The sequence below is a fragment of the Streptomyces sp. HUAS 15-9 genome (assembly GCF_025642155.1).
Lineage (GTDB): Bacteria > Actinomycetota > Actinomycetes > Streptomycetales > Streptomycetaceae > Streptomyces.
In genome coordinates this window covers 9,188,445-9,200,911 of record NZ_CP106798.1, presented here as the reverse complement: position 1 = coordinate 9,200,911, position 12,467 = coordinate 9,188,445, and the positions used below count along the sequence as shown (strand labels likewise).

The window sequence follows — 12,467 nt, the reverse complement described above, 5'->3', positions numbered from 1 at the left end:
AGGTGACTGATGGCGAACCCGGCCGCTGCAGGGCCCAGTACCACGCAAGCCGTTCGCGAGGCCTCGGTAGCGGCATTTGCGCGGGGCAGGCTGTTGTGCGGAACGAAGTGGGGCAGAGAGCTGTCGAAGCTCGCTGCGGCCACCGGCGCCATGATGCCCAGCAGGACTGCAGTTGCGGCCAGTCCCACGATGCTGACATGGGTGGCGGAGAACACTGCGTAGGCCAGCAGCAGTGACACGGCCGAGCAGAGGTAGCACAGCCGAAGCAACTTGATTCGGTCCTGACGGTCCGCCAGCACGCCGCCCCAGACACCCATGAAGACCTGCGGGAGCAGGGAACAGGCGTAGACGAGGCTCATGGCCGCGGCTGTCCCACCCACCTGGTAGACGATCAGAGGCACGGCGAGGGTGTAGAACTCGTCCCCAGCGACATTGACCGTGTACGCAGTCCAAAGGCGGGCGAAGCGGCCCGCTGGAGCGGCGGCTGGTGGGTGGGACTTCGGGATCTGCTGTGTTGTCACAGGCTGAAGTAGTCGACCTTCAGACGAGGGATGTAGTTGGACACGTCCGAGTAGTACAGGATGATTCCGTCGTTGTACTGGTCGAACGAGTGCTTGAGGTCGTGCAGGTTGTTGACTGCACGGTGCGCCTGCTCCGCGGGTATGTAATTGCGACCCTCCAGAGCTTCCTCAAGCAGGCCGGTGTGGTTCGCCTCGACGTCCGTCCTGACATGGGAGACCAGCGGTTCGAGGCAGTCCTTCGGGTAGCCGTAGGCCTCTGCCAACCGCTGTAGCGTCTCGGCGCCTTCGAGGGTCTCCGTGCCACGGGCCTCGAAGAGCTTCGTGCACGCCAGGTACCCGAGGGTGTCCTCGCGCGCGATCTCACAGAGGTTGTTGGTCCACGACCAGGTGCCGATGATCGGGTGGGCGTTCTCGATCTCTTCCTTGGACAGACCCATGCGGATGAGGCTGTCCCGGGCCATCCAGGCGTGATCGTATTCCTCGGCGAGGTACTCCGAGAGCAGCCTCTTCCACTGCGGGTCCGAGCAGTGGGAAATGGCCGTGGAGATGTGGCGACTCGCCGAATTTATGTAGTGGTACGTTTCCAGGATGAGCCCTAGGAACACCTCTTTGCGGTACTCCTGGTTCTCCAGTCCGGACCACAGTCGGTGGTAACCGATCTGCTCGGTCCACATGGCTGTGGATTTGTCGATCTGCTTCAGGAAAACGTCGACGGGGATGTTTTCGAGCTCGGGATTCTCCTCGCGGAGCAGGCCCTGCTCCGCGAATGCGTTGACTATCCCGAGAACATCTTCCGGAGTGACGTTTGTGATCTCCGAGATCTGCTTGACCGTGTGTCGGCCGTCCAGATAGCGCTTGAGGTTCAGGAAGTCCTTGAGTTGGGCACCATGCTGCTCCAACTGGAAGTGCTGGTCACCGACGATCATGAGCACGTCGCCCCCGCTGCTGGGGACGAAGAAGGTGCAGTGCCTGAGGCGCGGACGGAATTCGAGGTCGCCCTTGAGCATGGAGCAGTCCTTTCGTCGCGAAATGGAGGGGAGGCACGCGACGCGCCTCCCCTCCATTACTTATGGGCGTCAGCCACAGAGAACAGCGCCGGCAACCTTGCTCATCGCGGGCTTCTCGACCGGCTTGATGGTGATGGACATGAGGACCACCTCATTTTCTATACGAAAGCAGACCGGGGTTCCGGCCCGCAAAAAAATTACGTGTGGCTGCAAATTAAATCAATGCCAAGAAGTGGAATTAGAGATTCCTGTGGCTTGATCGCTCCACTGAAAGTGCCCCTTGTGACGCTTTTCTGGCGATTTAATCGACCCCTGGTGGAGGCCCCATCTTCTGGTCTTGGCGTAAAAATGGTGGTAGCTGTTTTCTCGGGGGGCGAGAAAGACCATGAGCACCTGGGCTCACCCACGGGCTGGCGCCCAGGTAGGCGCGGTCAGCGAGGATGGGAACGCCCTGGCGTTCGCAGATCCTGATGATCCGGTGAGTGCGGGCGGCCGCCAGATCGTGAGCGCGACCGGGCAGTGTCGGCGAGATCCACAACAGCCGCCCTGCCGGGTCGGTCACCACCTGCACGTTTACCCCGTGCCGGCGGTGTTTGTGGGAGTGGTCGGCCCGGCTGTCGCCGACCCGGTCGCAATCCGCGAGCGTGCCGTCGAGCAGGACGTGGCCGGAGTCAGCCTCGCGTAAGGAGCGCAGCAGGCCAGGGGCGCGGTCAGCAAGCAGGTCGACGACAGCCGCGGTGTAGGCGTGTGCGGTGCCGACGGAGATGCCGAAGCCAGCCGCGATCTGTGCGAGGGTGAGGTGCTGGTGTCCCCGTACTCGCCTGAGTGCACCACCAAGTACAGAGATCTGTGCACCACTGCTCAGGCCACGTCGGTGTCGCGCTCGATAGCTTGAAGACGGTTCTTCAGCCGGTAGCTGTTGCCGTTGATGGAGACGACCTCGCAGTGGTGCAGGAGACGGTCGAGGATCGCGGTGGCGAGAACCTCATCTCCGAACACCTGTCCCCATTCTCCGAAGGTCTTGTTCGAGGTCAGGATGATGGAACCCCTCTCGTAACGCTTGGAGATCACCTGGAAGACCAGGTTCGCCTCGGCGCGTTCGAGGGGCTGGTAGCCGACCTCATCAACCACGAGGACGCTGGGCCGCAGGTAGGTGCCCAGCTTGTTGACCAGCCGTCCGGCGGCCTCGGCGGTCTTGAGGTTGCGGACCATGTCGTCGAGGGTCGTGAAGTAGATCGAGTAACCGGCCCGGCAGGCCGCGACGGCGAGGGCGACGGCGATATGCGTCTTGCCGACCCCCGGCGGACCCAGCAGAGCGGCGTTGGCCTTGGCCTCGACGAACGAGAGGGTGGCGAGGTCTTTGACCTTGCGAGGGTCGAGGTCGGGCTGGAAGGAGAAATCGTACTCGTCGAGCGTCTTGTGGTGCGGCAGCTTCGACGTCCGCAGTCCGCTGCGAAAGCGGCGGTCCTCACGGACCGCGAGTTCCTCGGACAGGACCAGGTCGAGGAAGTCGAGGTAGCCCATTTTCGCCTCGTCGGCCCGGCGGGTGAACTCATTGATGGTTTCCGCGAGATGGGGCAGGCCGAGCTTGCCGGCCGTGGTGCGGATGCGGTTGCCGGTCAGCTGGCTCAAGAGGGTTCCTTTGTCGCTCGGTTGGTGGTGAACGGGCGGGTGCCGGTGAGTTCGTCGTAGACGGACAGCGGGCGACGGCCGACCTCGACGCTTGCGGCGGCGGCCCGGTTCAGCAGGGCTTGCAGCGGCCCGGCCTCGGGTCCCAGAGGCTGGTTACGGCGGGGCGGGGGCACGACATCGCCGGTGGTGACACGACGCCCGGCGCCGGTGGGCAGGCCGTCCCAGTGCCTCTCATCCACGATCCGGGCGCCGCGGCCGACTGCCCTTGGATGGGCGGCCAGCAGAGTTTCCCCGTCGGCGCCGGGGACGGTGGAGTGCAGGGTGACCTGCGACTTGGTCGCCCGGATCTCGATCAGCTGGCGTGGGCGGACCTTGCGGGCGGGGACCGAGTAGAGGTTCGCGTCGAAGGCGACCAGGCAGTCCTTCCCGACGTGCCGCAGATGCCGCTGGGCCACCACATAGGGAGTCGGCGGCAGCGGCCGCAGGGCCACGTGATCCCGCACTGCCCGGTGTCCGATGATCTCGCCGTGGGTGCCGTGCACCTTCGCCCTCCGCAGCGGCACCCAGGCCGAGAACGCGGCGTTCATTTCCTCGATCGAGGAGAAAGCCCGTCCGGCCAGCACATGGTCGCGGACGATCAAGACTTGCCGCTCGACCCGGCCCTTGCCTTGGGGTCGGTAGGCGGCCAGGACGTCGATGTCGAAGTCGTAGTGCCCGGCGAACGCGACGGCTTCCGGGTGCAGCGGGACCGCCTCGCCCGGCGCGACGTGCCGGCGCACGACGGTCTTGGTGCGGTCGTAGACGATCGTCATCGGCACCCCGCCGAAGTGCGCGAACGCCTGGCGGTGGCAGTCGAAGAAGCTCGCCAGGTCCTGGCTGGTGGTGAAGCAGCAGAACGGATCACGCGAGTACGACAGCGTCATGTGGAACGAGTAGACCTTCGGGATCCCGACATGGGCGAGGACCTGGCCCTCATCCCCCCAGTCCACTTGGGCCTGGGCGCCCGGGATCACCTCGAAACGCCGGTGCAGGCCGGCCAGTTCGCCCGGGCTGATACCGAGCTCCTCGGCGATCCGGGGCCGGGCCTCCTGAAGGTAGATCTTGACCCGCTGGTAGTTGATGGTGACCCCGTACTCCGACGCCAGGCGCTCGTGGATCACCGATGCCTTCAGCAGGACCTCCGACCTGAGCATCGCGTCGATGAGCGGGGCCACCTCGTCGACCGCCCGTCGCTGCTGCTTCCATCGGCCGTCCGTGTCGGTGGCGCGACGGGAGCCTCGCCCGACAAGTACTTCGTGACCGTGCGGCGGTTCAGCCCGGTCTCCTTCGCGATCTCCCGCAGGCTCATCGCACCGGACTCGTACAGACCGCGGAACCGCCTCAACTCCAGCCAGCGATGCGGGTCCAAGACCACCTCAGCCGCCCCTCTGCCGCCCCGAAACCGACGACAGAAGACTCCCGGCACCCATCCGTCACCGCATCAGCTTTGGTGCACTCTCATCCGTACGAGGTGGTGCACGATCGCTTGTACGCGGACACAGGGCGGTGACACTCACACTTGCCCAGGTGAGATGTCCCTGGGCGTGGATGTGGAGTGCCAGGTCTCGGACGGTGTCGAGGCGGATCTCGATGGTCTTGAGCTGGTTCGGTCGCAGCCCAAGGCGCTCGGCATTCTGGTGCTGGGCCACCAGCGCGTCCGCGAAGGCACGGACGGCGGGGCGCAGCGGGGCTGGGACGGCCTGGAGGCGGCGCTCGCGGCGAGCGGCGGCTTGCGTGTTCTCGGTGTCGTTGGGGGTGTCGAGGAGGCGGTAGGCGCGGAAGAAGTCGGCAAGCGGCCGGCTGAGCCAGGGACTCGTCCGGGCCGAGTGGGTGACCAGCGTGTGCGGATCGGTGGTGCCGGTGTCGATGACGAGACGGGCGGTATGGGTGAGGGCGTCTGCGGCGTAGAAGGTGTGGCGGTGCGTCTTCAGGTGCGCGGTGAAGGCATCCCACCACGAGGGCATCTGGGACATCCGGCGGCCCCAGCTGGCGGCGCGGGTCTCCACCGTGTGGGGCGAATGCTCATAGCAGCGCTTGCACATGCCCCGCGCCCACTGGAGCAGGACACCACACCCCGAACAGGCAGCGAGCGGCTTCGCTGTCGCTGGGTCGCTGCACGGACGGCATCGCTGGGTCGCGGCGGCGAGGGACCGCCGGCGTCCGCAGCGCTGGCACGGGCCGCGCCCGTGTCCGCCTGAGGCACGGCGTCGGCAGGCCGCGCACAGCTGATCCGACGAGCGCCTGCCTCCACCACAGCCCGGACACCTACGCAAGCACCAGGCACACAGGCCAGAACCGGGGCGCAGCCAGCGCAGCTTCATGCAGCCAGGGCAACGGCCCTGGACGGCGCCGGGAACGGAGGCTGTCATGCGACCTCAGATACGCCAGGTAGAAGGGGTGAACGGAGAGCGGTCCCGCATGTCACAAGGGAGGCAGTGACCGTGTCCCGGCGGCCCGCAGTAGGACGGGCGACGGCCGCTCGCCTGCCACCTCCGGCACCAGCACCGGGGCCAATGCTGCAGGACCCAACACGAGGAGATCTCCAGGAGCACAGTCGAGGGCCGTGCACAGGGCAGCCAGGGTAGACAGCTTGACCTGGGACGGCTGTTTCGTGAACAGAGCGGACACCGAGGCCGGTGACAGCTCCAGACCTGCTTTCTCGGCGAGCAGCCGGCGCAGCTGAGTCCCGCTCCATACGCCGCGCTCGGCGGCGGCCAGCCGCAGCCGCCACTCCACTGCTGGAGAAGCCGGTTCCACCAGCGCTGGTTCTGATGAGGTCATGCCCTCTCCTCTCTGATCAGCTGGCCAGCACCCGGACAGCAGAGTCAGTGGCACGCCGCCAGGCGTCCTCGACGAACTTCTGCGACGGCTTCACGTACGCCATCGTCGAGGCGATATGGCGGTGGCCGAGGAGCTGCTGGACCGCGATCAGGTCCATGCCCCGCTCGTACTGGTGTGTCGCACACGCCCGGCGCAGCGCATGCGGGGTGAACCGCTCATTCCAGCGCACACCTTCGGCATCGAGAAGGCGAGCCAGACGGTCCCGGACCGTCGCCGCCTTCAAGGCCTGGCCGTCATCGTCGCAGAACAGCGGTGCACTGGCGGGGAACAGCGGCCGGACATCGGCCAGGTACCAGGCCAGGATCCGGTCCAGGCCCTCCAGTATCGGCGCCCACCGCGGCCGCGGTCCCGAGGTGTTCGCTGCCTTCCCGAACCGCACGTGCAGCTTCCCCGACGGCCCGAGCCCCGGATGCACGTCGGCCTGGTCCAGGCGTACCAGCTCACTCACCCGGACCGCCGAGTGATACGGCGTGCGGAGCAGCGCGTAGTCCCGGGCCATGGCCCGGTAGTCGGACGCGACCGCTACCTGGGAACGGACGAACGAGAAGAACGCCTGCAGCCGCTCACGGCTGGGAGGCGGCCCCACCACAGCATCGTCACCGGCATGCCGCACATGGTTGAACCGGTCCAGCCCGCCGTCACCGACCGCAGCCCCGAACCCCGCGCGGACCTGAGCCCCGTAGCGCTCGGCGACAAAGCCATGGAAGGCACGCAGCATCTGCAGGTACTGCCGGCGCGTACACGGTGCCAGACCCGCGACAGCGAGAGCGTGGAGCATCTCATCCACGTCATCGGCTCCGACCGCCCACACCGGACAGTCGAAACGCCCCAGGACCCGCGCCAGGAGAGAGGTATACCCGCGGACCGTGGTTGGAGCGAACCCGCGCACCATCCACGTCCTCGCGAACGCCCGAACACACTCCCCCTGCAACACCCAGGGATCCACGGGACCGACCGACCCGTCAGACGAGGTGTGCCGTGCGCCTTCAACCAGCCACAACCCGCCCCGATCCCCCATTCCCACCACAACACCCCACTGGACGCCGGTTAAGGCAGCACCTGAACAGCAACGGCACCACCGACGAACCCAACGACCCACCGAAGAAAAAGCAACCCCCACCAGCGAAACAACCGGCTCATCCACACGCCTCCCCGTTCAGCCACTGGGCCTCGTCCACCAGGAACGTGCGGGGCCGCTCGGCCAGAGCGGTCTTCAGCAGACGGTCGAACTCGCTGGAATGGCGCGGCGGTTCACCCGCCGGGCCGAGCGCGGTGAACAGCTCGTAGCGCACCGCACGGGCCGTCGGCCGGGCACGGAAAGTGATCTTGCGGACGTCCTCGCCGGGTTCGAGCCCGCGCAGGCAGATGTTGACGGCGAGGGTCTTACCGAAGCCGGCTCCACCGTGGATGCACATCATCGCCCGCGCGGCGACCGTGTCGGTGATGTTCTCCCGGGCGGTGAGCAGGGCGCGGGTGGTGACCACGGACGCATCAGGCAGGTCGACGTACTGGTAGGCAGCCGCGGTCACGAAGCGCCTCCGTCTTCGTCGGTGGTGGGATCCCGCCCGTCCGGGCCGTCCGCAGCGGAAGCGCCATCCCTCCCGGACGGGAGCGGGGCGGGGCGGCCTGGCGTGGTGAGCGCGGCCAGGGACGCAGGGGTACGCCACCCCGCTGGCGGTGCGGAGGGCGGGATGAGGTCCGGCAGCGACAACTACGACAGGTCGGTGCCGGCGGCCTGGGCGAGTTCGGCGTCGGCCTGCACGGTGGTCAGCGCGCCGAGCCGCCTGGGTTCTTCGGGCTGGTTCACGGCGGCGTAGCGCTCGCGCTGGGCGGCCTCCAGGTCCTTCTTCAGGCGGCGGGTGCGGGCGGCCCTTACCCGCCGTACGGCGCTGACCTGTTCCTCGGTGGCCTGGTCGGCCAGGTCGGCGGGGCCGAGGTAGCGGCCGGTGGCCGCGTGGTAGACCTCGATGCGATGGTCGTGATGGGGCATGAAGCGGATGCGGACCTGGATGCCTGCCTGGCCGGTCATCCACGCTCCCACGTAGTCGCGTTTCCTGAAGCGGACTCCGCGGGTGGTCAGCGTGCGGGTACCGGCATCTTCCAGGGTGAACGTCCACAAATCTGTCGCGGGCACGTCCCGCAGCGGGGTGGGATCGTCCTGCCACGCCTCAAGCGGAGTCTTGCCCCGCAGCGGGGCGGGGCGGTGCTCGGTGTTCCACCACAGCATCCAGTCCCACAGCCGGGCGGTGAAGTCCTCGAAACAAGCAGCACTTCGTCCTTCGGGCGGGAAGAGCGTTTGCCAGGGCGCGGCTGGCGGGCATAGCCGGGCAGCGCGGCCAGGAACATACTCTCCACCGCACGGTTCAGGACCTCCACGGTGCCCTTGAGGTGGGGGGTGTAGGCGGGCAGGTCCTCCACCGTCACGTCCAGGAGATCGAACGCAGCGGACACCGTCCTGGACAGGAAGTCCTTTCCGCGGTCGACACGTACTTTCTCGGGCAGGCCGCCGAACGGGCCGTAGGGGTCCTCACGCAGGACCGCGGAACGCAGCGCGGCCAGCACCGACTCCCCCGACGGATCTCCCGGCGTGATGGCCACACCCGTGATCGCGTTCGCCGCGCAGCCGGTGAACCAGGTGATCCACGGCCGCCGCACGGTACCGTCGACATCGACCAGCACCGGGGCCTGGACATGGCCGGTCTCCCACACCCGGTTACACCACCCACGCGGCCGGGCCAGGAACACATCATGCTTCCGCGCCACCCGCTCACCTCCCACAAGCCCCCCCGGCGACAGATCACGGCGAATCGCCCGGTGCAGCGTCGGAATCGACGGAGGCGACTCCCCCTCACCCCTGGCCGCGCGAGCAATCAGCTCACGATGGACCGCAGCAACATTCCCCTTCCACAGCACGAGCAGAGCCCGGACCTCGTCCATGACCACGAACCGCCCACGGTAGGGAGCCCGCTCCCCCCAGCGCCGCAGCCGCCGCACCATCCCGCTCAGCAGCAGCCAGCCACCGCCACACCACATGCTCCCTTCACCCCCAACGACTGAGCCATCACCCTCACTTGCCCGGTAAAGGGCCTCCCCTACCGGCGCAACGCGAGCAACCGGCGCACCACCGGAACACGCAACGCCCGAACAGACGCAGCAGGCAACCCACCAACCGACACCCCGCCCGACCCCTCCGAAGCCCCGCCCAGCTCCTCCTCAACCACACACCGAGCACACCAACCATCCACCCGCCAGCGGATAGGAACCCACGAAACTGAGACAACGTCACCCCTCATGCGATAAACCCCCAGGACAGCGTCATCCACCCCGATCTCTCACCCACACGACAGTGAACCCACACCACAAAAACAGCCCCTGACCAGCAACAACCCCCCACAACCAACCGTCCCTCAAAACCACTGCCCCGAAACCGAGAGATCGCAGCATCACGCCCGAACAGTTCCAACGCCACTCCCCGACAGGAGCGTTCTCCATCGCCCGGCTCGCGGAGAGCCTGGGTACCACCACCGCACACGCCCGCTACCTGCTGGCCGAGCACCCCGTCGACTGGAGCCCTCCGCGCTACCGCCAGACCCAGGACACCGCCCAGCGCGTCCAGCGGTGGCGGAGTTGGTACGAGAACGACGGGCTGTCCCTGCAGACCATCGCCGACCGCGAACACGTCAGCCAGGCCGCCGTCCGCCTCGCCCTGCGCAAAGACGGAGTCCCCGTCCGAAAGGCTGGCGGCCGCCCCGCCTACACCGACCGCCTCCCAGACGTCATCCACCGCCGACATGTACTACAGCAGCCCATCCGGCAAATCGCAGCAGACATTGGTATCTCGGTCACCACAGTCAGGATTATGCTCGCCCGTCGTCACGATGCTCTTAGCATGTAGCAGCCCCACGCTACTTCAACTTCGTCACTTCGAACGTTATCTACCCTGTCAATGGCGTTGGGTCCGTACAGATCTTTGCAATTCTGGGTTACCGGAACGAACTCCACAGGCGGACTGCATCGCCACCCATACGCCAAGTAACCTTGCGGGTGGCCTACAAATATCAATTCCTTCCCTATGGACTTACAGGCAGCCTCAAAATCAGGCGGCCCTGCATAGTTCACAACATCCATGCATTGCCAGGCAGAGTACGTCGCACCCATGGTCATGAGTCGGCTGCGCGGAACTTCCATTTGAGGATAGGCCGACGCGCACACGAAGTCGACGTCGAATACAACCTTAGTGCCGTCCTCGTCAACACAGCGCAATGATTCTGCGTCGCTTCCGAGTGCGGTTACCCCCTGCTCATACCCCGCATCGAGGCAGTACTGATTGAACTGAGCCTGCGAAAGGGGATACAGGAATTTAGCCGGGGATTTGATCACCGATCCAACCCCTGCCTCCACCCCCGAGGCTGGAACTGAGGAGAAAACAAAGAAAAGGCCTAGCGAAGCCAGGAAGGCGAGCATGGCCAGCGGGGCCACCCCCTTCTTCCTTATTGGGTGGCATTGCGGCGACCTGACTATCATGCGTTCTCTCCAAAATTTGGGCAGGGGATTTGGACAATGTCACGGGCCTACTCGGTAGACCCAACTCCACATGTCAAGTAAGCACCCAAAATTAAGGACGGTCGCACAATTAACCCGGATCGGCTTCAGATGCCGCCGCTGCATTCCTTGGTCGGCGCCGGAGAACAAGCACCTCATCCAGAGACTATTCACCTCCATGGAGCTACTCGCAGGCTCCGATGTCAAACGGAAGCATGCTGGGCCGAGCCAGGTACTACAGCCGCAGATCTTCGGGTTTGTGACAGAACCTGATCGTTTCGTGCCCAGTGACAGCGTCAGTCACGCGCCGTGAGTTGCTGTTCCACACCAGACCTGCGAGGCGGTGCCCGATTCGGACCGGACGTGATCGGCCGCCCTCGACTGAGGGCGGCGGAGGGCGGTCCATGCGAGCGCCCTACTTTACGGCTTGAACAACCGACGGAAATGCGGGTCCTTGATGCTCATGAGAGGCTTGGATCAAGAGCCCGAATCGATCCTGTCGAGGAGGGGGCTACTGATGGACGGGTACGAGTTCGTATTCCTACGCAGGGACGGAGCTCCCCTTCCCCCCGGGAGAGCAGGTCACGTAGGTTGGGGGTTCTTACTCGCCGACGGCGACTTCTATGCTGGCTCTACCGAGAACTTCGGCGGAGCCCCCGTCATCCCACCTGGCGGGCAGAACGGCTGGTGGGCGAAGCGCTTCGCCAGTGCGGATGAGATGCTGTCCGAGTTCCGCTCCCGCCGTTACCATGCATTGAAACAGTGCAGGGTTAACGATGCCGATTGGGCGGCGGCGGAAGCCAAGGCCAAGGAAACCGGATCTAGCGGGTACAGCGCTTGGGCAAATAATTGCCTGGATCACACATATCGGATCCTGGAAGCATACGGCGACGATGGGTTGCCATGGCCTCTTACTCATCCCGCGCCGAACGATTGGTTCGCCGTGTTCAACGCCGCTTACGAGGATCTCTGACTGAGTACATAGCGCGCGGCCCGGCCCGCGAACGAGTGATGGCCCGGTAGTCCTCGTACTACAGCCTCACTTCCTGGGCGGCCGATCACGTCCGGTCCGAATCGGGCACCGTCTCGGAGGTCTGGTGTGGAACAGCAACTCACGGCGCGTGACTGACGCTGTCACTGGGCACGAAACGATCAGGTTCTGTCGCGAACCCGAAGATCTGCGACTGTAGTACAAGGCAGGCTGTCATGGTCGATATCCCGCGAGCCGCGGGGAGTTTCGACGAGAAGTCCGAGGGAGTTTCACAAATGTCCATTGATAGCATCAGTCCTGCCGAGTTGCGGGATATCGCCAGCCGCAACTCAAGGATATCGAGTGCGCAAGTCAAAGATGACAAAGTCTTCTGCACGTTTATAGACAAGGATGGCGATCCGGCCTACGTCTGGATCGATCCCATCAGTAGCAGTCGACTAACAATGAGGTGCGCTCCAGTGCGGGTCGCCGATCATCTCAGCATGATTGCCATGGTGGTTTCAAATGACTGGAACGGCCGACTCGATACTCACGGAACTCTCTCCTGGCTTGAACCAGATGAAGAAGGAGTCGTCTGGATGATGCTGAGCTCGGACCTCATGCTTGAAGGCGGCGTAAATAAGTCCAATGTTGCGTCGTGGATTGAGAGCTATGTCAAGCACTTGGACCCATACATAGAAGCATCACTGCGTGAACTCCGTGAACTCGACGCAGACTCTCAGTCAGCACCCGAAGATCATCAACGCATATCCGTTTCCAGTCGATTTCAGAAGCTCATGGAAAAGGTCGGCACGCATGCCGCCCATGAAGTGACCAAGTGGCTTGGGTCGGCGCTGCGCTGACGCGCTGGTACTACATTTCGTGCCCAGTGACAGCGTCAGTCACGCACCGTGA

At 65.1% G+C, this 12,467-nt stretch carries 10 protein-coding genes and 3 pseudogenes; 2 read left to right on the top strand and 11 right to left on the bottom strand.

Annotated elements, in window-relative coordinates:
* Positions 1-5: 5 nt before the first annotated feature.
* From N8I87_RS44630 to N8I87_RS41875, 11 genes and pseudogenes are all read right to left on the bottom strand, one after another.
* Positions 6-521 (bottom strand): annotated as a pseudogene (locus tag N8I87_RS44630) (MFS transporter); the annotation flags it as partial.
* Positions 518-1,528, bottom strand: coding sequence for an iron-containing redox enzyme family protein (locus N8I87_RS41925; RefSeq protein WP_263216180.1), 1,011 nt, complete (start codon positions 1,526-1,528; stop codon positions 518-520). The pseudogene N8I87_RS44630 and the gene N8I87_RS41925, both read right to left, overlap by 4 nt.
* A gap of 355 nt (positions 1,529-1,883) precedes the next feature.
* Positions 1,884-2,333: pseudogene (locus tag N8I87_RS41920) on the bottom strand (transposase family protein); the annotation flags it as partial.
* A 56-nt stretch (positions 2,334-2,389) separates the two neighbouring features.
* Entirely contained in the window at positions 2,390-3,160 is a 771-nt protein-coding gene (gene istB / locus N8I87_RS41915; protein WP_263216178.1) for an IS21-like element helper ATPase IstB, read from the bottom strand.
* On the bottom strand, positions 3,157-4,374 hold the full coding sequence (gene istA, locus N8I87_RS41910) for an IS21 family transposase (protein ID WP_438829321.1): 1,218 nt from the start codon (positions 4,372-4,374) through the stop codon (positions 3,157-3,159). Before istA ends, istB begins: the two co-directional genes overlap by 4 nt.
* A gap of 258 nt (positions 4,375-4,632) precedes the next feature.
* Positions 4,633-5,172: a hypothetical protein gene (locus N8I87_RS41905; protein WP_263216176.1), complete on the bottom strand. Its 540-nt coding sequence runs from the start codon at positions 5,170-5,172 to the stop codon at positions 4,633-4,635.
* A gap of 448 nt (positions 5,173-5,620) precedes the next feature.
* Positions 5,621-5,980: a helix-turn-helix domain-containing protein gene (locus N8I87_RS41900; RefSeq protein ID WP_263216175.1), complete on the bottom strand. Its 360-nt coding sequence runs from the start codon at positions 5,978-5,980 to the stop codon at positions 5,621-5,623.
* 16 nt (positions 5,981-5,996) lie between these two features.
* Complete coding sequence (locus N8I87_RS41895) at positions 5,997-6,818, bottom strand: tyrosine-type recombinase/integrase (RefSeq protein WP_263216960.1); 822 nt, start codon at positions 6,816-6,818, stop codon at positions 5,997-5,999.
* Positions 6,819-7,176: 358 nt separating this feature from the next.
* Complete coding sequence (locus N8I87_RS41890; protein ID WP_263216174.1) at positions 7,177-7,569, bottom strand: AAA family ATPase; 393 nt, start codon at positions 7,567-7,569, stop codon at positions 7,177-7,179.
* Positions 7,570-7,667: 98 nt separating this feature from the next.
* A pseudogene (locus N8I87_RS44625) lies at positions 7,668-9,102 on the bottom strand (Mu transposase C-terminal domain-containing protein); the annotation flags it as partial.
* A gap of 811 nt (positions 9,103-9,913) precedes the next feature.
* Positions 9,914-10,519, bottom strand: coding sequence for a hypothetical protein (locus N8I87_RS41875; protein WP_263216171.1), 606 nt, complete (start codon positions 10,517-10,519; stop codon positions 9,914-9,916).
* Between the two features lie 580 nt (positions 10,520-11,099).
* On the opposite strand from N8I87_RS41875, the gene N8I87_RS41870 reads away from it, so the two are divergent.
* Positions 11,100-11,555 (top strand): hypothetical protein, encoded by a 456-nt coding sequence (locus tag N8I87_RS41870; protein ID WP_263216169.1) that lies wholly within the window; start codon positions 11,100-11,102, stop codon positions 11,553-11,555.
* A gap of 293 nt (positions 11,556-11,848) precedes the next feature.
* Positions 11,849-12,415: a hypothetical protein gene (locus tag N8I87_RS41865; RefSeq protein WP_263216167.1), complete on the top strand. Its 567-nt coding sequence runs from the start codon at positions 11,849-11,851 to the stop codon at positions 12,413-12,415.
* Positions 12,416-12,467 lie beyond the last annotated feature (52 nt).

Excerpts from the sequence above, each read along its gene's own strand:
- N8I87_RS41865 (WP_263216167.1), top strand. The coding sequence starts at position 11,849 with ATGTCCATTGATAGCATCAGTCCTGCCGAGTTGCGGGATATCGCCAGC.
- N8I87_RS41895 (WP_263216960.1), bottom strand. The coding sequence starts at position 6,818 with ATGCTCCACGCTCTCGCTGTCGCGGGTCTGGCACCGTGTACGCGCCGG.
- N8I87_RS41925 (WP_263216180.1), bottom strand. The coding sequence starts at position 1,528 with ATGCTCAAGGGCGACCTCGAATTCCGTCCGCGCCTCAGGCACTGCACC.
- N8I87_RS41905 (WP_263216176.1), bottom strand. The coding sequence starts at position 5,172 with ATGTCCCAGATGCCCTCGTGGTGGGATGCCTTCACCGCGCACCTGAAG.
- N8I87_RS41870 (WP_263216169.1), top strand. The coding sequence starts at position 11,100 with ATGGACGGGTACGAGTTCGTATTCCTACGCAGGGACGGAGCTCCCCTT.
- N8I87_RS41900 (WP_263216175.1), bottom strand. The coding sequence starts at position 5,980 with ATGACCTCATCAGAACCAGCGCTGGTGGAACCGGCTTCTCCAGCAGTG.